Origin of the sequence: Microbacterium sp. PAMC21962, assembly GCF_019443465.1 — a bacterium.
Taxonomy (GTDB): Bacteria; Actinomycetota; Actinomycetes; order Actinomycetales; family Microbacteriaceae; genus Microbacterium; species Microbacterium hominis.
In genome coordinates this window covers 2,696,040-2,719,159 of the sequence record NZ_CP080381.1, presented here as the reverse complement: position 1 = coordinate 2,719,159, position 23,120 = coordinate 2,696,040, and the positions used below count along the sequence as shown (strand labels likewise).

At 73.8% G+C, this 23,120-nt stretch carries 16 protein-coding genes; 3 read left to right on the top strand and 13 right to left on the bottom strand.

The features are described 5' to 3' along the window. Positions 1-126 precede the first annotated feature (126 nt). From KY498_RS12880 to KY498_RS12870, 3 genes are all read right to left on the bottom strand, one after another. A complete protein-coding gene (locus tag KY498_RS12880) occupies positions 127-1,719 on the bottom strand; it encodes a DEAD/DEAH box helicase (RefSeq protein WP_101307295.1) in 1,593 nt (530 codons plus the stop codon). Between the two features lie 299 nt (positions 1,720-2,018). Beyond that, positions 2,019-2,993 (bottom strand): prolyl aminopeptidase, encoded by a 975-nt coding sequence (gene pip, locus KY498_RS12875; protein ID WP_191009183.1) that lies wholly within the window; start codon positions 2,991-2,993, stop codon positions 2,019-2,021. Continuing rightward, positions 2,990-3,856 carry a neutral zinc metallopeptidase gene (locus KY498_RS12870; RefSeq protein ID WP_191009184.1) on the bottom strand — a complete coding sequence of 289 codons (867 nt, stop codon included), beginning with the start codon at positions 3,854-3,856 and terminating at the stop codon, positions 2,990-2,992. Before KY498_RS12870 ends, pip begins: the two co-directional genes overlap by 4 nt. 45 nt (positions 3,857-3,901) lie before the next feature. Between KY498_RS12870 and KY498_RS12865 the strand changes: the two genes are divergently transcribed. Genes KY498_RS12865 through KY498_RS12855 form a run of 3 tightly spaced genes read left to right on the top strand, consistent with a single transcriptional unit; the run spans position 3,902 to position 7,224 of the window. After that, positions 3,902-4,906, top strand: coding sequence for a malate dehydrogenase (locus tag KY498_RS12865; RefSeq protein ID WP_191009185.1), 1,005 nt, complete (start codon positions 3,902-3,904; stop codon positions 4,904-4,906). Positions 4,907-4,913: 7 nt separating this feature from the next. Next, positions 4,914-6,737: a sodium:proton antiporter gene (locus tag KY498_RS12860; protein ID WP_191009186.1), complete on the top strand. Its 1,824-nt coding sequence runs from the start codon at positions 4,914-4,916 to the stop codon at positions 6,735-6,737. A 49-nt stretch (positions 6,738-6,786) separates the two neighbouring features. Continuing rightward, positions 6,787-7,224 carry a dehydrogenase gene (locus KY498_RS12855; protein ID WP_060961130.1) on the top strand — a complete coding sequence of 146 codons (438 nt, stop codon included), beginning with the start codon at positions 6,787-6,789 and terminating at the stop codon, positions 7,222-7,224. A 120-nt stretch (positions 7,225-7,344) separates the two neighbouring features. On the opposite strand, the gene KY498_RS12850 is transcribed toward KY498_RS12855, so the two are convergent. The 10 genes from KY498_RS12850 to KY498_RS12805 form a co-directional block, all read right to left on the bottom strand. Beyond that, a complete protein-coding gene (locus KY498_RS12850) occupies positions 7,345-7,641 on the bottom strand; it encodes a WXG100 family type VII secretion target (protein ID WP_060961131.1) in 297 nt (98 codons plus the stop codon). A gap of 133 nt (positions 7,642-7,774) precedes the next feature. Then, complete coding sequence (locus tag KY498_RS12845; RefSeq protein ID WP_191009187.1) at positions 7,775-12,259, bottom strand: FtsK/SpoIIIE domain-containing protein; 4,485 nt, start codon at positions 12,257-12,259, stop codon at positions 7,775-7,777. After that, positions 12,256-13,053 carry a hypothetical protein gene (locus tag KY498_RS12840; RefSeq protein ID WP_061781922.1) on the bottom strand — a complete coding sequence of 266 codons (798 nt, stop codon included), beginning with the start codon at positions 13,051-13,053 and terminating at the stop codon, positions 12,256-12,258. The genes KY498_RS12845 and KY498_RS12840 overlap by 4 nt, the downstream gene beginning before the upstream one ends. Continuing rightward, positions 13,050-14,723 carry a serine/threonine-protein kinase gene (locus tag KY498_RS12835; RefSeq protein WP_191009188.1) on the bottom strand — a complete coding sequence of 558 codons (1,674 nt, stop codon included), beginning with the start codon at positions 14,721-14,723 and terminating at the stop codon, positions 13,050-13,052. The genes KY498_RS12840 and KY498_RS12835 overlap by 4 nt, the downstream gene beginning before the upstream one ends. Continuing rightward, a complete protein-coding gene (locus KY498_RS12830; RefSeq protein WP_191009773.1) occupies positions 14,720-16,330 on the bottom strand; it encodes an FHA domain-containing protein in 1,611 nt (536 codons plus the stop codon). The genes KY498_RS12835 and KY498_RS12830 overlap by 4 nt, the downstream gene beginning before the upstream one ends. A 14-nt stretch (positions 16,331-16,344) precedes the next feature. After that, on the bottom strand, positions 16,345-17,172 hold the full coding sequence (locus tag KY498_RS12825) for a PP2C family serine/threonine-protein phosphatase (RefSeq protein WP_061781920.1): 828 nt from the start codon (positions 17,170-17,172) through the stop codon (positions 16,345-16,347). Then, positions 17,169-18,335 (bottom strand): RDD family protein, encoded by a 1,167-nt coding sequence (locus tag KY498_RS12820; RefSeq protein ID WP_191009189.1) that lies wholly within the window; start codon positions 18,333-18,335, stop codon positions 17,169-17,171. Before KY498_RS12820 ends, KY498_RS12825 begins: the two co-directional genes overlap by 4 nt. Continuing rightward, positions 18,328-20,766, bottom strand: a complete 2,439-nt coding sequence (locus tag KY498_RS12815; RefSeq protein ID WP_191009190.1) for a transglutaminase family protein — start codon at positions 20,764-20,766, stop codon at positions 18,328-18,330. Before KY498_RS12815 ends, KY498_RS12820 begins: the two co-directional genes overlap by 8 nt. After that, positions 20,763-22,142: a DUF58 domain-containing protein gene (locus KY498_RS12810; RefSeq protein WP_101307010.1), complete on the bottom strand. Its 1,380-nt coding sequence runs from the start codon at positions 22,140-22,142 to the stop codon at positions 20,763-20,765. Before KY498_RS12810 ends, KY498_RS12815 begins: the two co-directional genes overlap by 4 nt. Continuing rightward, the gene (locus KY498_RS12805) at positions 22,142-23,113 is read right to left on the bottom strand and encodes a MoxR family ATPase (RefSeq protein ID WP_060961084.1); all 972 of its coding nucleotides are present in this window, start codon (positions 23,111-23,113) and stop codon (positions 22,142-22,144) included. The genes KY498_RS12810 and KY498_RS12805 overlap by 1 nt, the downstream gene beginning before the upstream one ends. Positions 23,114-23,120 lie beyond the last annotated feature (7 nt).

Below are 23,120 nucleotides of genomic sequence, written 5' to 3'. Positions count from 1 at the left end.
CCGTCAGCTCACCCGCGGGCGTGCCGCACAAACCCGCGGGTCGTCGGCCGGGCCGGCGTCGATCGTCCGACATTCGTCACGGCGAACCGTCGAGGCCCGCGGGGCCGCGGCCCCGACCGCCCGGAATCAGCGTCCGGAGCGGCGCGGGCCGCCATTCTGCCGCACGACCGATCCCACCATGAGCTTGCCGCCGGTGGCACCGGCTCCCCCGGCGTGCGTGGCGCGGCGTCCCGCCGTGCGCGCGTTGCCGGATGCCGCGGGCTGCGCGGCGGCACGGTGATCGCGAGCCGGGCGCTGCTCGCGACCGCCGGCGGCACGGTCCGCGGCCGGGCGTCCGGCACGATCCGCGGCCGGGCGTCCGGCGCGGTCCGCGCGGGGCTGATCCTGGCTGCGCTGGCCGTTGCCACGGCCGCCGCGTCCGCCCTGGCCGGCCGGCGCGCCCTCGCGGGCCGCGCGCTTGCGCTGGGCGTTGGCGCCCTGGCTGCGACCGCCGCCGCCCTGGCCGCGGCCGGGCTGCTCGGACTTCGGCGCGGGTGCGACGTAGGGGGCGACCTCGCCGACGAGCGCGGTGACCTGCGGGGAGGTCGGCGTCACGGGCACGGGGGTCGCGGTGATCGCGGCCTTCCGGAGGAGGTCCTTGACGTCCTTCTCCTGACCGGGCAGCACGAGCGTGACGACCGAGCCCTCGGCACCGGCGCGGGCCGTGCGGCCGGAGCGGTGCAGGTACGCCTTGTGCTCCATGGGCGGGTCGACGTGGATGACGAGCTCGACGTCGTCGACGTGCACACCGCGCGCGGCGACATCGGTGGCGACGAGCACCTTCGCGGCGCCCGAGCTGAAGGCGGCGAGGTTGCGGTCACGGGCCGGCTGCGACAGGTTGCCGTGCAGATCGACCGACGGGATGCCCTGCGACGTCAGCTGCTGGGCGAGCTTCTTGGCGTGGTGCTTGGTACGCATGAAGAGGATGCGACGGCCGGTGCCCGAGGCGAGCGTGCGCACGAGCTCCTTCTTCTCCTCGACGCCGCCGACGTGGAAGACGTGGTGGGTCATCGCGGCGACGGGCGAGTGCGCCTCGTCGACCGAGTGCAGCACCTCGTTCTGCAGGAACCGCTTCACGAGCTTGTCGACGCCGTTGTCCAGCGTGGCGCTGAACAGCAGGCGCTGCCCGTCGCGCGGGGTCTTGTCGAGGATGCGCGTGACCGAGGGCAGGAAGCCCAGGTCGGCCATGTGGTCGGCCTCGTCGATGACGGTGATCTCCACGGCATCCAGCTTCACGAAGCCCTGCGAGATGAGGTCTTCGAGGCGGCCGGGGCAGGCGACGACGATGTCGACGCCGGCCTTCAGCGCGGCGACCTGGCGGTTCTGGTTGACGCCGCCGAAGATCGTCGTGGTCTTCATGCCGTACGCGGCCGCCAGGGGCTCGAGGGTCGCGTTGATCTGCGTGGCGAGCTCACGCGTCGGCGCGAGCACGAGACCGAGGATGCGGCCGGAGCGGCGGCTGCCGCCGGCGAGCGGGCCGCCGAGGCGGGCGGCGAGGGGGATGGAGAAGGCGAGGGTCTTGCCCGAGCCGGTCTTGCCGCGGCCGAGCACGTCGCGGCCGGCGAGCGTGTCGGGCAGGGTGTCGACCTGGATGGGGAAGGCGGTGGTCTTGCCGTCCTTCGCGAGCACGTCGAGCAGGGGGGCGGGCACGCCGAGCGCGCCGAAAGTGATGTCAGACATGGTGATGTTTCTGGGCGGGACGCCCGGATCGGTGGCCTCTGCGCGGATGCGCACAGGGTCGCCGTACGAAGAATGTCAGCCGATCATCCGGTCGGGGCCGGGCGGCGAGGGAAGCGTTCTACGACGCGAGAGCGCCGATTCGGCGCTGCAAGTACCCCCATCCTAGCAGTCCCCCACCCTCCCCCTTCTCGCCGAGCCGCTATCGCCCGGCCGAGCCGCCACGATCCGGCCGGTACGGCGCGTAGCGGCTCGCACGCGGAGTAGCGGCTCGCGCTCCAGAGGGGGGAGAGAGGAGGGGGCTAGGCGAAGCGGTCGGTGGCGGCGCGGAGGGCGCGGGCGATGCCGGGCTCGGATGCCGAGTGGCCGGCATCGTCCACGACGACGAACTCGGCCTCGGGCCACGCGCGGTGGAGGTCCCATGCCGTCATGATCGGGGTGCACACGTCGTAGCGGCCCTGGACGATGACGGCGGGGATGTCGCGGATCACGCCGACGTCGTCGATGAGCTGGCCCTCGCGCAGCCACCCGCCGTGCACGAAGTAGTGGTTCTCGATGCGGGCGAACGCCACGGCGGTCGCGGCGTCGGTCATCGAGGCCACCAGATCGGGATCGGGGTGGAGGGTGAGCGTCGACATCTCCCACGTGGTCCACGCGATCGCCGCCGGCTCGTGGACGGCGGGATCGGGGTCGGTGAGCCGCCGGTGGTAGGCCTCGATCATCCGCGAGCGCTCGAGCACGGGGATCGGCGCGACGTACGCCTCCCACAGATCGGGGAAGATCGCCGACGCGCCACCCTCGTAGAACCACTCCAGCTCGTGGCGACGCAGCGTGAAGACGCCGCGCAGCACGATCTCGCTGACGGCATCCGGGTGGCACTGCGCGTAGGCGAGCGCGAGGGCGGAGCCCCACGATCCGCCGAAGACCTGCCACCGGTCGATCCCGAGGTTGCGCCGCAGCAGCTCGATGTCGGCCACCAGGTGCCAGGTCGTGTTGAACCGCGGATCGGCGTCGGGCGCGCTCATGTGGGGCGTCGACCGGCCGCAGCCGCGCTGGTCGAACAGCACGATGAGGTACCTCTCCGGGTCGAAGAAGCGGCGGTGCCACGGCGAGGTGCCGCCGCCGGGACCTCCGTGCAGGAACACGACGGGCTTGCCGTCGGGGTTGCCGGACTGCTCCCAGTAGACCCGTTGGCCGTCGCCGGCCAGCAGGTACCCCGTCTCGTAGGGCTCGATCGCGGGATACAGGATGTCGTCGAGGTGCGCCGGCCCGTTCACAGTTCTCCTCCCGACACCGAGAAGGTGTCGCAGGCGTCGAGCCCGCTCTGGTAGCCGGTGGTGAACCAGCGCTGGCGCTGTCCGCTCGACCCGTGGGTCCAGGTCTCGGGGTTGACCCGTCCGGACTGCGCCTGGATGCGGTCGTCGCCGACGGCGGCCGCCGCATCGAGCGCGTCGCGCAGCTGCGCGTCGGTGGGCTGCTGCAGGTAGGCCACGCCGTTCGCGTCCGTCGTGGAGGTCGCATCCGCGATCCACGCGCCGGCGAAGCAGTCGGCCTGCAGCTCGGTGCGCACCCCGTTGCTGGTCGGCCCGGTGCCGTCGTTCGGGTACTGGTCCATGATCCCGGTGATCTGCTGGATGTGGTGGCCGTACTCGTGGGCGAGGACGTAGAGCTGGGCGAGGTCGCCCGCCTGCGCTCCGAACTGGCTGCGGAGCAGGCCGAAGAACGTCGGATCGACGTAGATGGTCTCCTCCGGCGGGCAGTAGAACGGGCCCGTCGCGTTCGAGGCCGTGCCGCACCGCGTCGAGGTCGACCCGTCGACGATGATCAGCTGCGGCGCACGGTAGCCCTGCACCTGATCGGCCCAGTAGCCGTCGAGCGCCTTCTGTCCGAACACGAGCCGGCAGTCGTCGTTCGCGTTCGCGTCGGCGCCGGTGTCGCAGCCCGCGATGGCGGAGTCCTGCCCGCCGCCCGTGCCGCCGAGCAGGCTCGTGACGTCGCCGCCGGTGAAGAGCACGAGCAGGAGCACCGCGATCCCACCGAGGCCGGCCAGCCCGCCGCCGGCGACCGCCGCGGCACCTCCCCCGCGGCCTCGTCGCCGTGCGGTCGTCCCTCCCAGCTCTGCATTGCTGTTGAAGCTCATGCCCCACCGTACCGCCACCGGGCTCGCCCCCGTAGGCTCAGATCCATGGATGCCACGACAGTCACCGTGACCGGAGCCGGCGGACAGATCGGCTACGCGCTGCTGTTCCGGATCGCCGCCGGCGACATGCTCGGCGCCGAGCGTCCGGTGCGTCTGCGCCTGCTGGAGATCCCGCAGGGGCTCGCCTCCGCCGAGGGGGCCGCACTGGAGCTGCAGGACTGCGCGTTCCCCCTGCTGGCGGATGTCGAGATCACCGACGACCCGCGCGTCGCCTTCGACGGCGCCAACATCGCGATGCTCGTCGGAGCCCGTCCCCGCTCGGCCGGGATGGAGCGCGCCGACCTGCTGGCGGCCAACGCGGGCATCTTCGGTCCGCAGGGCGCGGCCCTGAACGCGGCGGCCGCCGACGACGTGCGCGTCGTGGTGGTCGGCAACCCCGCCAACACCAATGCGCTCATCGCGGCGGCATCCGCCCCCGACATCCCGGGCGAGCGCTTCGCCGCGCTGACGCGCCTCGACCACGACCGCGCGCTCGCCCAGCTCGCCGCCGCGCTGGAGACGCCGGTGGCGGCGCTGCGCGGCGTCATCGTCTGGGGCAACCACTCGGCGACGCAGTTCCCGGACGTCGCGCACGCGACGGTGGCGGGACGCCCGGTGACGGACGCGCTCGCCGAGCGTCTCGGCGGCAGCGCGGCGGCGGCCGCCTGGCTCGACGAGGCGTTCGTGCCGCGGGTCGCCCAGCGCGGTGCCGAGATCATCTCGGTGCGCGGATCGTCGTCGGCCGCGTCGGCGGCCCACGCTGCGATCTCCCATGTCCGCGACCTCGTGCACGGCACGGGCGACGGCTGGACGTCGGCGGCGGTCCTGTCGCACGGCGAGTACGGCGTGCCGGCGGGGCTCTACTCGTCGGCGCCGGTCACGAGCGACGGCACGGCGTACCGCGTCGTCGACGGGCTGGAGCTGGACGAGCGCGGCCGCGCCCGCCTCGACGCCTCGGTGGCCGAGCTGGTCGCCGAGCGCGACGCGGTGCGCGCCCTCGGTCTGATCTGAGTCCGCGGTGAGCGACCTCACCTGGCTGATCGCGGGCATCGCGGTCATCGGCGTCTCGACGGTCCTCGCGCGGCGGCTCGGCGTCGCGGGGCCGCTGATCCTCGTCGCGATCGGTCTCGTGGCGTCGCTGCTGCTGCCGGCGTTCTCGGTGCCGCCGGACCTCATCCTGGTCGGCATTCTCCCGCCCCTGCTCTACGCCTCGGCCGTGCGACTGCCGGCGGTCGAGTTCCGTCGCGACGCGATGCCGATCGCGGGCCTGGCCGTCGTGCTCGTCGTCATCAGCGCCCTGGCCCTCGGCACCCTGTTCTACTTCGCCATCCCGGGACTCGACTTCGCGCTCGCCGTCGCCCTCGGCGCCATCCTCAGTCCCACGGATGCCGTCGCCACCTCGATCGCGAAGAAGCTCGGCATCGCGCCGCGGGTCATCACGATGCTGGAGGGCGAGAGCCTGCTGAACGACGCCACCGCGCTCGTGCTGCTGCGCAGCGCCGTGGCGGCATCCGCAGCGGGGTTCTCGCTGGGCAGCACGATCGGCGCGTTCGCGTGGGGCGTGCTGGTCGCGGTCGTCATCGGCGTCGCCGTGGGCCTGCTCACCCTTCGGATACGGCGGTGGATCGGCGAGCCGGTCGCCAACACGGCGATCGGCTTCATCGTGCCGTTCATCGCGTACCTGCCCACCGAGCACCTGGGCGGCTCGGGCCTCGTGGCCGCCGTGGCCGCGGGCATCACGACCGGCCAGGGTGCCGCGCGGTGGTCGACCCCCGAGCAGCGGGTCTCCGACGAACTGAACTGGCACACCCTCGAGCTGCTGCTGGAGGGCGCGGTCTTCCTCATCATGGGGCTCGAGCTGCGCGACATCGTCACCGGCAACATCGACAAGCACAACGGTGTGGGCATCGGCATCACGCTGGCGCTGGTGGCGCTCGCGATCGTGCTGGCCGTGCGCGCGCTCTACGTGTCGGGACTCGTGTTCCTCATCGACCGCCGCGCCCGGCGGATGCAGCGCGACCGGCTGCAGGCGTTCAGCGACCGCCTCGACGCCTTCGATCCGGGCACGAGCGATCTGCGCGAGCTGAGACCGTCGCGCGAGGACGGGGACCCCGCCGGCGGGGAGCGGCCGGGGCTGCTCCGACGCACGGCGCGCGGCACCGCCCGCCGCCTGGCCCGTCGCGTCGCACGTCGAGAGCCGGATGCCGCCGCCACGCAGCAGCGCGTCGAAGGGCTCCGGGCGCGGATCGGCCGGGTGCTCAACGACATGGACTACTACCAGGGGTCGCCCCTCGGGTGGAAGGACGGGGTGGTCATCGTCTGGGCCGGGATGCGTGGTGTCGTCACGCTCGCGGCGGCCCAGACGCTCGAGCCGTCCACCCCCGCGCGGGAGCTGCTGATCTTCATCGCGTTCGTCGTCGCCCTCGTCAGCCTCATGGTGCAGGGACTCACCCTCCCCTGGGTGATCCGCATGCTGAAGATCCCCGCGAGCACGGGCGACGGCGGCTCGGCGGAGGAGGGCGAGCGGCTGGACGACGAGCTGCGCGAAGCCGCCCTCGCGCGGCTGCGCACGCCCGGGCTGGCGGATGCGAGCGGCGTGCTCTATCCGCCGGAGGTGCTCGCGAAGCTGGCCGAGCGGATGAGCGCTCCGCGGATCGAGTCGCCCGAGATCAGCTCGGCCGGCGTGATCGACCTGCGGATCGCGCTGATCGAGGCGATGCGGGAGCGGCTCGTCGACGTCTCGCGGGAGGGGTCGTACTCGTCCGCGGCGCTGCGCCACGCCCTCGCACAGCTCGACGCCGACCAGCTGAGCATGCAGCTGCGCCGCCTCGAGGACGACTGACGCGCACCGCTGCACGTCGCACACGTGCGTGTCGGCGCCGTGGGACAGAATGGATGCCGTGAGCACCCCGCATCCGGACGACCAGCGCGCCCCCGCCGACTACGCGGAGTCGATCGCGCTGCCCGCGGTCACCTCCGCGGTGCCCGTGGTCGTCTCGGGCACCGACTGGTGGGCCGCCCGTCCGGCGGGCTCGCGACTGGTGGGGCTCGTGGTCGCCCGCGACGACCTGCCGTCCGTGATCGCCCAGCGCGACGCCCTGGCGGAGTTCGGGGTGCCGATCGAGGGCTTCCGGCATCCCGCCCCCGAAACCGGCGAGAGCTGGTCGGAGCGCCTCACGCGCCTGTTCGGCCGACTGGTGTCGGGCGACGTGGTCGTCGTGGCCGACAAGCACGCCCTCGGGCGCACGGTCGACGAGGAGACCCACGCGATCGCCGAGCTGCGCCGCCGCGGGATCATCGTGAAGGTGCTCGGCCACTCCCGCGGCTGACGCCTCCGGCGGCGGTCGTCGTCCCCCGAGGTTCGCGAGGCCCTCCACCCACGGCGTCGGAGCACCGGGGTGGAAGGCCTCGTGAACCTGCGGAGCGCGGGCGCGCTCCGCAGGTCGACATCACTGGCCGAGCTGGCTGGCGAGCTGCTCGTCCGTCGACTGGAGGGCCTGAGCGGCCTTCTCGAGGAAGGCGGCCATGCCCTCGATGCCCTGGACCGTCTTGGTCGCACCGGTGGTGAACTCGGTGTACGAGGCGTCGAACGCGCCCGAGGCACGGCTCGTGGTGAAGCCGTCCTGGACCAGCTGGGCGACCAGCTGACGCAGGCGCTGGAGGTTCGCCTCGAGCTCGCTCTGGCCGTCACGCAGGCGCGAAGCGGCCGAGTTCATCTGGTCGTAGGTGACATTCAGATTGGCCATGAGGGCCCCTTTCATCTGGCCCGGCCGGTGTGCCGGGAGGTCTTGTTGTTTCGACGATAGGCGGCGGTGCCGCCCGTGACCATGGGCAGAACTCCCCATGAGCGCTCCGTGCGGGCGACGTTCGCGCGCCCCGTCACGAGACGGCTCCCGTCGCCGCCAGCTCGGCCGCCGCGGTCGCGATCGGGAACTGGATGCGCACCGTCTTGCCGCGGTGGGCGAGGATGCCGCGCCCGACGGGCAGCTCGCCGCGGACGAGGCGCGGGAACGGGGTCTTGAGCACGACCTCGCCGTCGATGGTCTCCGGCTGGAGCACCACGCCGCGGCGCGCCGCCTTGATCTCGCCGAGCAGGCCGAAGTTCGTCGTCCACTCGCTCATCTCGCCGACGACGACGAAGAAGACCTCGCCGCGGCCCGCGCGCTTCACGAGGGTGGAGAGGTTCATCTCGATGAGAGAGGTGGCGAACTCGCCGATGCCCTCGAGCACGACGATCGGCACGGCGCCGCCCTCCGCGGTGCGGTCGGCGGCCTCGTCGACGGCACCGAGCACCGCCATCGCCGCCGAGGCGGATTCGGCGGTGGACGTCCACGCGACGGCATCCTGCACCGGGGAACGGCGATCGCCGATGTAGAAGGCGGCCGTGTCGGGCCGTGCGCGCAGGGTCTGGCGGACGATGGCGGCGGCGGCGTTGGAGCGTCCGGCACCGGGCGAGCCCGCCACGATGAACGTGCCCGCCGGCTCGATGCCGTAGGGGCCGAGATCGAGGTCGGACAGGCCGATGGCGACCCCCGTGCCCGCCGTCGGCGGCAGCTCGTCGATCGCGTACTCGACGGGAAGCGCGCGGATGCCGGGGGCGGGCGTCGTGCCGCGGCGGATCATCGCCTCGGCCATACGATCGATCGCCAGCGACTGGTCCTTCGTGCTCGCGGTGCCGCCGATCACGGCGATCTGCGCTTCGTGGTCGTCGACGATCGCCCGCCCCGGCGCCGCGTCGGGCCCGAGGATGTCGCGCGGCATCCCGAGCAGCGCGTAGCCGTCCTCATCCGCCATGCGCAGCACGATGCGGCGCTGGATCATGGCCTGCAGCGAGGTGGGCACGCTCTGCCCGCGGTCGGCCGTGAGGGCCACGTGGATGCCGAGGCCACGACCGTCGGTGAGCACCTGCTGGAACGCGCGGTAGGACTCCGCGCGACCGGGCACGCCCTCGAAGGCGGAGCGGAAGGCGGGGAAGCCGTCGACGAGCAGCAGGATGCGCGGCTCGTCGCCGCGGCCGGCGAGCGTGCGGTACTCGGTCAGGGTCGACGCGCCGGACGCCGCGTACGCGTCGCCGCGGCGGTCGAGCTCGGCCCGCAGCATCCCGAACAGCCGCTCGATGCGCTCGGTGTCGTCGCCCGAGATCACCGCGCCGACGTGCGGCAGCGACTCCAGCATGCGCAGTCCGCCGGTGGCGGCATCCAGCCCGTACACGTGCACGGGTCCCCCGCGCGGCGTGATCCCGGCCGAGACGGCGAGCGTGCGCAGCGCCACCGACTTGCCGGAGCCGCCGGTGCCGAAGACGGCGAGGTGGCCCTCGGTGTCGGGTTCGAAGAAGAACGGCACCTGGTCCTGGCGCTCGGGCACGTCGACGACACCGAGCACCAGCCGCGCGTCGGTGCGCTGGTGCAGCTTGGTCTGGTCGAACGTCCGCGCGAGCTCGTCGAGCCACGGGCGCCGCGGCGGAGCGATGCGGGCCAGCTGGGCCGCGTCGCCGAAGCGGGCGACCAGGAGCTGCTGGTCGTTCGGGCCCAGATCCTCGGTCTCGGCGGGGGCCTCGGAGACCGCGGGCTTCTCCCACAGGGGCGCCTCGCCGAGCAGGAACGGGCGGACCTCCACCGCCGGCTCGGGCTCGGCGCGCAGGCTCCAGCCGCCGGAGTAGGCCGACTGGAAGAGGCTCATGCGGCCCGGTCCGGTCTTCGCGATGCCGCGCCCGGGGATGCCCGGGTCGAACAGCGCGGCCTCCTTCGAGCCGATGACGTCGTCCGAGTCGGTCTCGTCGGCCATGCGGAGGGCCACGCGGAGGTTCGTGTTGGCCCGCAGGTTGTCCTTGATGACACCGGCCGGACGCTGCGTCGCCATGATGAGGTGGATGCCGAGGGAGCGCCCGCGCTGGGCGATGTCGACGACACCGTCCACGAACTCGGGCACCTCTTTGGCGAGGGCGGCGAACTCGTCGATCACGAGCACGAGGGCGGGCGGCGCATCGGGGTCGGCGGCCTTCTCGAGCTCGAGGAGGTCCTTGGCCTTCTTGCGGTTGAAGAGGTGCTCGCGGTGGTGCAGCTCGGCGCGCAGGCTCGTCAGGGCGCGGCGGACCAGGTGCGGACTCAGGTCGGTGACGAGACCCACGCAGTGCGGCAGGTTGACGCAGTCGGCGAAGGCCGACCCGCCCTTGTAGTCGACGAAGAGGAACGTCACGCGCTCGGGGCTGTACTCGGCGGCCATGCCGAGCACCCACGCCTGCAGGAACTCGCTCTTGCCCGAGCCGGTCGTCCCGCCGACGAGGGCGTGCGGGCCCTGCTGGCGGAGATCGAGGTGGAGCGCTCCCTGCGCCCCCTGGCCCACGAGGGCGCGCAGCTTCGGCTGGTAGCCGGCGCCGGAGCGCGTCGCGCGGATCGACGCGTTCTGCGTCCAGCGGTCGATCACGGCGTCGGCGCTGGTCGCCATGTCGGGGCCCAGCAGCTGCAGCAGCGGGATCGTGCGCGGCACGTCACCGGCATCCTCGGCGACGTCGCCGATGTCGGTGATGCGCGCGAGCGCCCGGGCGACGACGCCGAAGCGCGCGGCGTCGAGAGCCTCGACGCGCAGCGGCGCGACGACGACGCCCAGGCGCACGAAGTGCGCGCTCGCATCGCCGTCGGCGGGCAGTTCGACCCACGTGCGGCAGGCCGCGGGCAGGTGCTCCACCTTCGAGACGGCCCACACCGGGACGACGCCGCTGCCGGCGGCCCGCTCGCTGAGCTGGATCAGCCGGCCGCGGTCGACGGGGGCGTCGGGCGTGATGATGACGACATATGCCGGAAGCGGCATCTCCTCCTCGCGCCCGCGGGACTCGCCCACCTCGGCACCGGCGGAGGTCGCGGCATCCGTCGCTTTGAGGGCCCGCAGCCGCCGCAGCCGCTTCGTGCGGGTGTCGACGAGCTCCTCGAGCTGCGCGAGCAGCCGCGAGGCGGTCGCCGCGTTGTCGGCGATGGGTGCCGTGCCCAGTGCGTCCTCGGCGGCCCACGTGTGCGGCAGCCACTTCAGGTCGGCGAGCGCCGCGCGGGTGGCGGGGCCCACGAAGGCGACGATGTGGACATCCGACGGCGCGTGGAGACCCGCCGTCTGTGCCAGGAGCGCGCGGGCGGTGTCGCCGACGCGCGCGGTCGCCCCCGCGATGCCGATCGCCCCTGCCTCGGCGAGCGATTCGAGGATCGGCACGTCGTCGACCTCGCGGAAGGCCTCGACGACCTCGTCGAGACGGTCGACATACGAGGGGATCGCCGCATCGCGCTTGGTGGACTCCGCGACCGTGTTGCGGCTCGCAGCGATGCCGTCACCCAGACGCACGTGCAGGAACGACCAGTGCTCGGGCCGGCGCGTCCAGACGAGCGGACCGGCGGCGAGCGCGTCGGCGCAGATCGGGTCGAGCTCGGGCACCTCGCCGCGGCGGACGCGACGCTCGGTCTCGCGCTCCTGCTCCAGGCGCGAGGAGAGCCGCGTCAGCTGCTGCTCGAAGCGGTCCTTGTCGCGCTGCAGCTGCGCGCGCCCCTGCAGGCGCGTCGTCAGCCACGTGCCCAGCATCAGCAGCGGGGATGCCGCCACGAACACGAGCGCCATCGGGTTCCTCATCACGAAGAACAGCACCGCACCCATGATCACGGGCGCGATCATCGCGAGCCACGGGAACATCTGCGGCGCGGGCGGCGCGGGCAGGTCGGTGCCCGGCAACTCCTCGCCGAGGTAGCGGGCCTCGACCCGCGGCGAGCGCACGAACGGGACCTGCCGCCACGTCGAGGGCGCGACGGTCGCATCTCCGGCCGCGGTGATGCGCACGCGCGTGTCGCCCAGGACGGCGTCGATCTCGCCGTCGGCGGCGGTCAGATAGGTGACCGGTGCGCCGTCGACGAGGATGCCGTTGGCCGAGTTGAGGTCGACGAGCTCGGCCCGTCCCTGCCCCACCTCGAGCCGGGCGTGCCGCTTCGAGACGAGCGGGTCGTCCAGCACGATGTCGCACTGCGGGTCGCGACCGATGATCACGACCGTCCGCTCCAGCGGGATCGTCGTCCCGGCGCCGGGCCCGGACACGATCTCCACCTCGCCGACGCGCTGTCGCGGCTGGTAGCCGGCCGGGACGACCCGGATCGCCGACCCCGCGCCGAGCTGGACGTGGGCGACGGATGCCGCGGCATCCAGCACCTCGCCGGGTCCCTGCGCGATCGTGCCGAACGCTTCCAGGGTGACGTCCTCGCGCGGGTCGCCTCCGCCGCGGGGGTCGACCTCGGCGATGGTGCGGGCGAGGTCGCCGACGGTCGCGTCGGCGTCGGCGTTGATGACGAGATCCTCGGGTTCTCCCCCGGGTCGGACGAGGGTCGTGCGCAGCTTCATCCGTCTTCCTTTCGGCGCGGGGCGTCGTCGCCGGCCTCGCGCTCGAAGCGCGCGGGATCGTCGAGCAGGGCGAGGTCGTCGCGGACGACCAGGCGCGAGGCGACGGCGTGCTCGACGAGGCGCACCCGCCGGTTGGTCGCCGAGCTCGTCACTCCGCCGCGCAGCCCGGGGACCCCCTGACGGTCGAGCTTGTCGCATACGTTGTCGAGCTTGCGGTTGAAGCGGGTGATGCTCCAGCCCAGGCGCTGGGCCGCCGCGGCCGAGCTGGGCAGCTCGCTCATGCCGGTGCCCTCGCGGCGCAGCACGGGCTCGGCGAGGGACAGGATGAGGAGCTTCTGGCTGGGCGTGAGGGGAACGGCACCGATCGTCGACTCGCCGTCGGCCACCCGCTCCGGAACCGTCGCACGAAACGCCGGCTGCGCCGTGTGCACCGACAGCTCGTAGGTCGTGGGACCCGCGCTGAACACCACGGTCGTCACGCCGAACACGATCGGCAACCGCGCCCCCGGCGCCAGCTGCGCCTGCACGCGACCCTCCGTGTCGGTGACGGTCGCCGACAGCCGCGAGCCGATGTTGACAAGCCACCACAGTCCGCCGGACTGCTCGATCGAGAGGAAGTGCCGGTGCAGGAAACGGTTGTCGTCGATGGCGAGGTCGCCCTCGCGCCCGATCGTGAACCGCGTTCCGGACGGCACGGTGACGTACTCGCCGGCGAACTCGACGGTGATGTCCGCCCCCGTCACGTCGTCCTCGGGGGCGTCCGCGGGGGGAACGGTGTCGTGGATGTCGGTCATGGGGTGCACTTCCGTGTCTCGGTGCCCGCGGTGCCGTCCTTGCGGACGAGCGTCACCGCGATGCAGGTCGTGCCGCCGGCATCCACCGGCAGGGTCACGCTCGTCTCGGTGACCTTGCGGGTCTCGCCGTCGCCGGCGAGCGTGTACGGATACCAGAGATAGCCGTCGCCGTCCTGCGGCTCGGGATTGGTCCAGGTGAACACGGCGTCGCCTCCCTGCACCGTGCCGGCGAGCGCCTCCACCGGCGGCACGTACCCGCCCAGCGGGTCTTGCGGCGCGGCCGACGTCGTCGGCTCGTCGTCGGCGGGCGGCTGCACCGCGGGCGCCACGAGGCTGGCCCCGACGGCGACTCCCGCGACGACGACCACGGCGGCGGCGATGCCGAGACCGATCCACAGTCCGCGGCGCGTGCGCGGTGCCGGCGCATCGGCGGCGGCGTCGGCCGCCTCGGCGGGATCCGCGACGGACGGCGACGCGGCGGCAGCGACGGCGGGGTCGACGGTGCGGGCCGCCGCGGCCGGGCCGGGTCGGCGGATCGTGGACGAGGTGTCGAGGTCCGCCGCCTGCGGCGCGATGGAGACGGGGCCCCGCAGCAACGTCGGGTCGGCGGTGTCGGTGGGAACGGGCGGCCCCGGGACGACGGCGGGCGCGGCGGGCGCGGCGGCCGCGGTGTCGTCCGGCCGGTCGCGCCGACGCGTCGGGCCGGCGGCCGGGTGGGTCTGCGGCTCGATGCTGACGATGCCGCGGACGCGGGTGAGCTCGCCGTCGACGTCGTCCTCGCCGGCGTCCTCGGGGGCGTCGTCGAGGATGTCGATCGGGGTCACCGAGTGGGCGAGCTCGATCTGCACGCGCTGGAGGGCCCGCGCGAACGCGATCGCCGAGTCGTAGCGGTCGCCGGGACGCTTGGCCATCGCGCGTTCGAGCACGGCCTGGAGCGACGGCGGGGCGTCGGCGCGCTCCAGACGCGGCACCGGCTGGGACTCGATGCGCTGGATGAGATCGGCGCCGCCGTTGCGCCCGCCCGGCTGCTCGAACGGCGAGCGACCGGCCAGCAGCGTGTAGACGGTGGCGCCCAGGGCGTACACGTCGGTGGCGACGCCCGAGCCGGGCACGTCGCTGAACGACTCGGGCGGCGACCACGGGATCGACATCCCCGCCGACGACTCCTCCGACTCGGCGGTCGTCGCGATGCCGAAGTCGGTGAGGGCCGGACGGTTGTACTCGGTGACGAGGATGTTCGCCGGCTTGATGTCGCGGTGCAGGATGCCGGCGCGATGCGCGGTCTCGACGGCGGCGGCGACCTGCACGCCGACCCGCAGCGCCTCGGCGACCGAGAAGGCCGCGGCGCGCGAGCGCACCTGCAGATTGGGGCGCGAGCAGTACTCCATCACGAGGTACGGACGCCCGTCGTCCGAGACGCCCGCCTGGTAGATGGTGACGATCGCGGGATGCGTCGACAGCAGCGCCATGACGTTCGCCTCGGCGGTGAACTGCTCCGCCGATCCCGACGCCATGCGGTCGGGGAGCATGACCTTCACCGCGACCCGGCGGCGCGGCAGGTGCTGCTCGTAGAGGTAGACGTCGGCGAAGCCGCCGGAGCCGAGCACGTCGACGTAGGTGAACCCGGGCAGCGCGGGCGGCGGTGCCGGCGGACGCTTCGCGGCGCTCACGGGAGGTCCTCGAAGGTCACGGTGACCTCGTCGCCGAGGTCGAGGACGTCTCCCGTGACGACCATGGTCGGCTCGTTGGGGTGCAGTCGCACCGGCTCGTTGCCGCCGCGCAGCAGCACCGTGCCGTTGGTGGTGTCGAGGTCGGTGACGAGGACGTGCTCGCCCTCCGCGCGGATCTCCACGTGACTGCGCGAGATGTCCTGCTCGGGGCTGTCGACGGCCACGAGGGTCGGCAGCTCGGCTCCCGAGGTGCGCGTGGACTTCGGGCGACGTCCGATCACGACGGGCCGCTCGAGCTCCACGACGCGGCCGGTCGACAGCCGGATGCGGCCCCGCGCGGGGCGGCGGGCCGGGACGCTGTCCGTCGACTCGAACGCGATGCGCTCCGCCCGCATCGCCCGCACGTCCGCCACGGCGATCGTCGCGCCGTCGTGGTCGCCGAGCCCGTCGGGCGTGGCCGGTGCGTCCGCTCCGTCCGCTGCGGCGGTCCGCGACGCCGCGGCGGGAGGGGCCGGGTCGGCCGACGGGGCGGGTCCGGGTTCCGCACCCGGTGCGGCGGCGGCATCCGCGGCATCCGTCTCCGCTTCGACGGGGGCGATCGCCGCCGCCGACACGGGACGGGCGACCGTCTCGCCCCACAGCAGGTCGTACTCGTCCACGGGTGCGGGCTCGGCGTCCTCGGCGGCCGTCGCCTCCGGGATCAGCGTGTCGGCGGAGGTGTCGGCACGCGGCGCCACCCCGGGCTCGGGCGGGGATTCGGGTGCCGCATCGGACTCGGACTCGGACTCGGCGGGAGGCGCAGGCTCGGCCGCCGTCGCCGCCGGCGCGACCGTCTCGGCGGGTTCTGGTGCCGTCCCCGGGGCGGCCGCCGACCGCGCCCCGAACAGTCCCGGCGGCACCGAGTCGATGACGGATGCCGAGGAGGCGGCGGGTGCCGAGGAGATGGCGGGTGCCGAGGAGGCGGCGGATATCGAGGAAATGGCGGATGCCGCGGAGGCGGCAGCAGCGGGCGGCTCCTCAGCATCCGACATCTCCTCAGGATCGGACGGCTCGGCCGCCCCGGCAGCCGGCGCAGCGGATGCCGCGGATGCAGCGGATGCAGCGGATGCCGCGGCGGTGGGGACCGCCGGATCGACCCGGGTCGGCGACGCGCCCAGCTCCAGCCGGATCTGGTCCGCGCGCACGACGCCGGAACGCAGCGGCACGTCGGCGGCCGGCGCGGTCGTGGCCCCGGCCGGCACGATCGTCGCGCGGACCGCTCCGGGCAGGAAGCGCTCGGTCCACGTCGCGACGCCCGTGCCCGACACGGCCTCGACGCCGTCGCCCTCGACGATGATCTCCACGTCACCGCGCACCGCGACGCGCACGCCGCCGGGCTCGGCGATCGCGAGCGCGAACGGCGGGATAGCGGCCAGCGAGGTGCCGAACGCGCCGGTGAGCGCCTCCAGCACCGCCCCGATCCCGCCGGTGCCGAGGCCGCGCCAGATGGTCGCCGCCGTCGCCGCCGACACGACGGGCGACAGCGCCGCCAGGGCGCCGTCATCGACAGCCACCCACCAGGCGGCCTCGGCGTCGGCCGGCCGGTAGTCGACTCGTGTGCTCGTCATCGCATCCCCCACCATCAGAAGTCACCCCTCGCGTCCGCGCGCGGGCGCGTATCGCCGTCGGCGTCGCCGCGTCGCGCCCCCGCCGGCGCGGTGTCGTACACGTCGTCGTAGCCCGACACCGCGAGCGCGTCGACCACGACGGCCGTGATGTTGTCGCGCCCGCCGTGCACGAGCGCCTCGTGGATGAGGCGGGTGGCCGCGGCATCCGGATCGGACTCGTCGGCGAGGATGTCGCGCAGCCGCTCGGCGGACAGCTCCCCCGACAGCCCGTCGGAGCAGACGAGGATGCGGTCGCCCGGCGCGGCGGGGACCATCCAGTAGTCCGCCTGACCGTCGCTTCCCGCGCCGATCGCTCGGGTGATCTCGTTGCGGCGGCTGTCGGTCGCGGCATCCGCTCCGCTGAGCACGCCCGCGTCGAGGAGCTCCTGGACCACCGAGTGGTCGACGCTGATCTGCTCCAGGACGCCGTTCGCGAAGCGATAGGTGCGGGAGTCGCCCACGTTCACCGTGAGCCAGTAGCCCACCCCACCGACCTCCGCGACCACCACGCCGGCGAGGGTGGTGCCGGCGGCGCGGCCGTCGCTGGCGATCGCCTCCACGCGGGCGCGGGCGCGACGCAGCGCCGTGCGCATCTGATCGATCGCCAGGCTCGCCCCGCCGACCAGGTGCGCGAACTCCGCGACGACGGCGGCGCTCGCACGGTCGCCGGCGTCGTGACCGCCCATCCCGTCGGCGACCAGGAACAGCGGCGCCTGCGCGAGGAACGCGTCTTCGTTCACGCGGCGGCGCAGCCCCGTGTGGGTCGCCGCGCCCGCGCGCACGACGATGGGCACCGCGGTCACGACGCCACCTCGATCGTCACCTGCCGGTCGCCGAACTCGAGCACGTCGCCGCTGCGCACGCGCGTGCGCTCCCCCGGGACCAGCGGCTGCGCATCCGCGCCGCCGACCCCGCGGCGCAGCACGACGCCGTTGGTCGAATGCCGGTCGACGACCCAGACGGAACGGTCGTCGGCGGGGACGAGCTCGAAATGGGTCTTGGACAGCGACAGCGTCTCATCGCGCACCGCAGAGACCATCGCTCCCGTCTCGGGGGCGGGGTTGCGCCCGAAGAGCGTGCGGCCGTACACGGCCTGGCGGGTGCCGTCGTCCCAGACGAGGCGCGCGAACGGCCGCTCGCCCGTGGAGATGCGGGTCTCGTCGAGGTTCTCGATGAGCGGGACGTCGGCCGTCCGCGGGCCGGGCGCCGCCGCGGTGTCGCGGGCGGGCGGCGGGCCGACCGGCGCCGCATCGACCGTCGGCACCGCCGGCGCCGGGGCGGGTGCCGGCTCGTCCAGACGGGAGGGGTCGCTGACGCCGGGGACGAAGGAGATCACGCCGCTCGCGAGCGGTGACGCGGGCGCCGGGGCGGCGGGGCCGGCCGGCGTCCAGCCGTCGAGGTCGGCGGCGTCGCCGGCCGGGAGGATGGGCGCGGGCGGGAGCACCGACGGCGCGAGAGCACCGACGGGAGCCGCCGGCGTCGGCGCGACCGACGCGTCCTCGGAGGGCACGGCCGGGCGGCCGGCGACGTCGGTCATCACCGCTCCCGCGGCACGGTCGTGCCAGCCGCGACGCCACGGCGTCCCGTCGAACAGGGGGGAGAAGTACCCGACCACGATCGCCGCACCCAGGCCCCAGACGAGGTTGCGCCCGAGCGCTCGACCGAAGCCGAGGGGCGCGGCATCCGACGCGCCCTCGCGGACGAGGCGCAGACCGAGAGCGCGCATGCCCAGCGAGCCCGCCCCCGCCTGCAGGACCGTGTAGACCACGAGCCACCCCAGCCCGACGACGTACGCCAGCAGGACGGCGACCGACAGCGGCAGCCCGCCGCCCGTGCCGAACGAGATGCCGGCGAACACGCCCACGGCGATCAGCAGGACGATCAACCCGATCGCCGCATCGATCAGATACGCGCCCGCACGACGGCCCAGCCGAGCCGGGCGGTGCACCGATGCCGGATCACTCATCGGAGGACTCCGTTCCACGAGAGGGGCGTCGACGGATGCTGCGCCGCACCCAGGCGCCCACGGATGCGCCGGCACCGGCCACGGTGCGGCGCACGGCCTGCCACGGCGGGCCGCCGTGGCGCAGGGAGCGCAGACTGAGCCGCGCGCGCAGGCGCTGCCACAGCGTGGCGGAACCCCTCATCTCCCCGACGATGTCGTCCACCTCGCGCCAGAACGTCTCGACGTCCTCGGGCGTCGGATCACCCGGTCCGAAGACATCGACATCGGCCCGGGTCGCGAGCGAGGCCACGCGCGGCTGGGCGAAGGCGGCACCGAGCACGTCCGCACTCTCGGCACGGGTGGCGCCGGCGACGACGGGCGCGCGCAGATCGACGGCGGAGTCGACCAGTTCGTCCCAGCCGCCGGAGATGCGGTCGGCGGTCCGCGCCGCCCCGCGCCGACGCGCCCGCCGGGCGCCCTTGATGACGCCCATCACGATGAAGGGGGCCAGCAGCAGCGCGAGCACCCCGAGGGTGATGCCGCCGTAGAGCAGCACCGGCCCGAGCCAGCTGAGCCCGGCCGCCTGGTCCTCCTCCTGATCGCGGTTCTCCGCGATCGCGGGCGGCAGGTCGGCCGGCTCCTGCGCCGGGGGCGGCGGCTGCAGCACCTGCGGCTTGGGGTTCGCCTTCGGCTTGGTCGACTGGTCGTTCGGCTTGTTGTCCTCGTCCGGTGTCGGGTCGAAGACGACCCAACCGTGGTCCTGGAACGCGACCTCGACCCAGGCGTGGAGGTTGCCGCCGGTCGCGGTGAGCGTGGGACCGTCCTGCGGGTGCTTGTCGTCGGCGTGCCACCCCATCACGACGCGGGCCGGCATGCCGAGCTGCGTGGCCATGAGGGCCATGGCCACCGCGTACTGCTCGTCGTCGCCGACCATCTGCTCGCTGCCGAACAGCGACGTGATGCGGGCGGCGCCATGACCGGAGAGGGAGAGGACCTCGTCGCCGAGGCCGTGGCTGAAGAAGCCCTGCGTGTGCAGGTAGCTCTCGAGGGCCCGCGCCCGCTCGATGGGCGTCTCGGCGCTCGTGGTCGCCTTCGACGCGAGGTCGGCGATCTTCTCGGGGATGCCGCTCTGCTTCGGCATCTTCAGCGACGCGAAGGGGACATCCGCCAAGGCGGCGTCGCTGGGCTGCTCGGGCACGACCGTCTCGATCGTGTAGGCGTCGCCCTTTGCGAGGCCGATCGGGGAGACCGCGGTTCCCGTCGCATCGTTGAAATGGGTCGTGCGGGCGAGCTCGGACGCCCGCGGCCCGTCGAAGGCGAAGTCGCGGACGGCACCGACATCCGGCACCCACACGCCGTCGAGGTCGCCGACCTCCACGCGCACGGTCGCCGGGGTGCCCGTCGCGGTCGGCGACATGTTCGAGCGGATCGGCGTGAACGCGCTGGACGAGCCGGCGCCGTCATCCGAGACGTTGTACACGATGCCGTCGTACGCATCCATCGTCGCCAGTCGTACCCGGCCGTCCTCGGGCAGCCCGGTGACGGTGAACAGCGTCTTGTCGGCGTCGTCGCGGACGTGGCCGCGGAACGACTGCAGCGGACTGGGGTACTGCGTGACATCGAACGGCGGAACGATGAAGTCGCGCAGGATGTACCGCGGCGGGGTCGCCACGGCGGCCGTCGCGATGCCCGCCGCCGAGGCCACCGCCAGCACGATGCCGCCCGCGACGAGGCGGCGCGTGCGGGAGCTGCGCACCGTGGCGGCGTCGGAGGCACCGGCGGACTCCACCCGGACGGCGGCGCGGTCGTGGTCCCACACCCGCCGCAGGGCGAGCCACACCGTCGCCACGACGGCGAAGAGGATGCCCTGCACGAGCGGCGCCGCGGGCTGCGCGACGCCGAGGAGCACCGTCGTGACGAGCACGGCGAGCGCCGGCAGCAGCGCCCAGGCCGCCTGACGGGCCCGCAGCGCGAGGGAGCCCGTGAGCACGGCGCCGACGAGCGTGAGGATGAACGGCACGACGAGGTGGCCGTCGCCCGCCGCGACGGGCGGGACCGTGGTCAGCAGCTGCTTCCACGAGGTGACGGCGCCGACGGCGAGCTGCTGCAGGGTGTCCAGCGTCGGCACGACGCCCAGCAGCGCGGTGTGCGGCAGCGCGAGCGCCCCGCCGAACACGAGGTAGGCGCCGATCGTGCCGCCCGCGAGGCTCAGGATGCCCCAGCGCCACCGCGCTCCGACCACTGCGAGGGCGAGACCGAGCGCGAGGCCGCCGATCCCGGCGACGAGGTACTGCGGCGAATCGAACGTCGGGGCGAACCCGATGACCGACACGATCAGCAGGAGGGCGGCGGCGACGACATCCAGCGCGACGCGGCGCGGCTCCCGCGTCTCCGGCACCCGCGACGACGCGGGACGCGGGCGCAGACGCGGCATCCGGGCCCGGGCGCTCACGACAGCACCTTCCGGACGGCGCGCGGCAGCTGGTCGAGGGCCCCGATCGTGACGACGTCGGCCTCTCCGATGCGCTGGAGGGCGGGCGCGTCGACGCGGACGTCCGCGACGACGGCGAGGGCGCGCACGCCCTGCGGCAGACGGGAGCAGGCCAGACGCAGCTCGGCGGCGTCGATCCGGGCGCCCGTCACGAGCACGACGACCGCGGCATCCGGGGCGTGCGCGGCGATGCTGCCGGCGAGGGCGACCGTGCCGCCCAGCCGGGGCCGCGACGCGCCCAGCATCGACAGCTCGTCGAGGAAGCGCCGCGCCGTGACGGAGCGCACCGGACCGTGCTGCGTGCGGACGTCGAGGATGCGGGAGTCGCGCAGGGCGCGCAGCCCCACCGAGCCGGCGACCGAAATGGCGAGCTCGAACTCCTCGGCCTCGCGGTACTCGTCGGGAAGGGTCGAGAGCCCGACGACGAAGTGCGAGCGCCGCGTCTCCTCGTACTGGCGGACCATCACCTCGCCGACGCGCGCGGTCGACTTCCAGTGCACGTGCCGCAGGTCGTCGCCCGGCTGGTATTCCCGCAGCGCGTGGAAGGAGACGTCGTCGCGGGACAGGTGCTGCACCGGCAGGCCCTCGAGGTCGCGCAGGTGCCCGAGCGAGAGGCCGTCGAGCGTCGTCGTGCGCGGGTGGACGTAGAGGTCGACGGCCTGGCGGCGGTCGTGGGCACGCTCGAACAGCCCCAGCGGATCGCCGCGGCGCACGCTCACCGGGCCGACCGACAGGACGCCGCGTGCCGTGGTCGGGATGGCGAAGACCTCTTCGTGCTCCTCGCCGGGGACGAGCCGCGGCACCTGGAAGACGCCCCGGCCGGCGCCGACGGGCAGGATCACTTCCGAGGGCAGGAGGGTGCGCGAGGTGCGGTTGGCGAGCATGAGGCCGCCGACGGCGCGTTCGCCGACGACGACGTGGGTGCGCGTCAGATCCAGCCCGATCTCGTACGTGGTCCGCCCGAACAGGAAGCCGAGGCTGACCACCAGCGTGGTGGTGACCACGCCCGCGACGACGAGGAACTCGCGCCAGCCGTACGCGAAGGCGAGCCACCAGACGAGCACCGCCGTCGCGATCAGCACCCAGCCGAGCGGCTGCACGACGTCGGCGACCGTGCGCAGCGCACGTGTCGTGCGCCGCCGCACCACCTCGATCCGCTCCCGGCGGCGCTCCGCCGCCGTCGCCTCGCGCGGGGCGACCAGAGGCGCCTCGTCGTCGCCGGCGACGTCCTCGGATGCCGGCGCGGGTGTCGGCGTCCCACTCGCGGGTACGCCGGAGTCGCCGCCCCGCCGGCGCGCACGACGCGACGGGGTCAGGGTGTCCGGCGCCGACGACATCAGCTCGCGGCCCGTGCCAGGGGTGCCTCGACCGCGCCGACGGCGCGCTGCACGACGCTCTCGGCGCTCGTGCCGGAGAACTCCGCTTCGGGATCGAGCACGAGCCGGTGAGCCCAGACGGGCACCGCGAGCGTCTTCACGTCGTCGGGCACGACGAAGTGGCGGCCCTGCGAGGCGGCGTAGACCTTCGCGACGCGGATCATCGAGATCGCCCCACGCACCGACACGCCCAGGCGCGTCGACTCCGATGCGCGCGTGTGCTCCACGAGCTGCGCGGCGTAGCGGGCCACGACCGGGTCGACGTGCACCGTCGCGGCGAGGTCGGCCATGTCGGCGACGGCGCTCGTCGTGATGATGGCGCTGAGGGATGCCGAGGGGTTGCGGTCGACCGCCCCGGCGAGGATCCGCTCGGTGACGGCGAGCGTCGGGTAGCCGATGGAGGTCTTCAGCATGAAGCGGTCCAGCTGCGCCTCCGGCAGCTTGTACGTACCCGACTGCTCGATGGGGTTCTGCGTCGCGATGACCAGGAACGGGCGGCCGACCTCGTGTGCCACGCCGTCGACCGTCACCCGGGACTCCTCCATCACCTCCAGGAGCGCGGACTGCGTCTTCGGGGAGGCGCGGTTGATCTCGTCCGCCAGCACGATCGAGGAGAACACCGGGCCGCGGTGGAACTCGAAGCGGTGGTTCTGCTGGTCGTAGATGGTGACGCCCGTGACGTCGGAGGGCAGCAGGTCGGGCGTGAACTGGATGCGGGTGCTCGTGCCCTGGACGGAGGCGGCGATGGCCTTCGCGAGGCTCGTCTTGCCGGTGCCCGGCGCATCCTCCAGCAGCACGTGGCCCTCCGCGAGCATGGCGGACAGCACCAGGCCCACCACTTCGCGCTTTCCGAGCAGCGCCTGATCGACGTTGTCGACCAGCCGCGTGAAGGTGTCGCGGAACCACGCCGCCTGTTCGGGGGTCATGCTCATTCGTTCG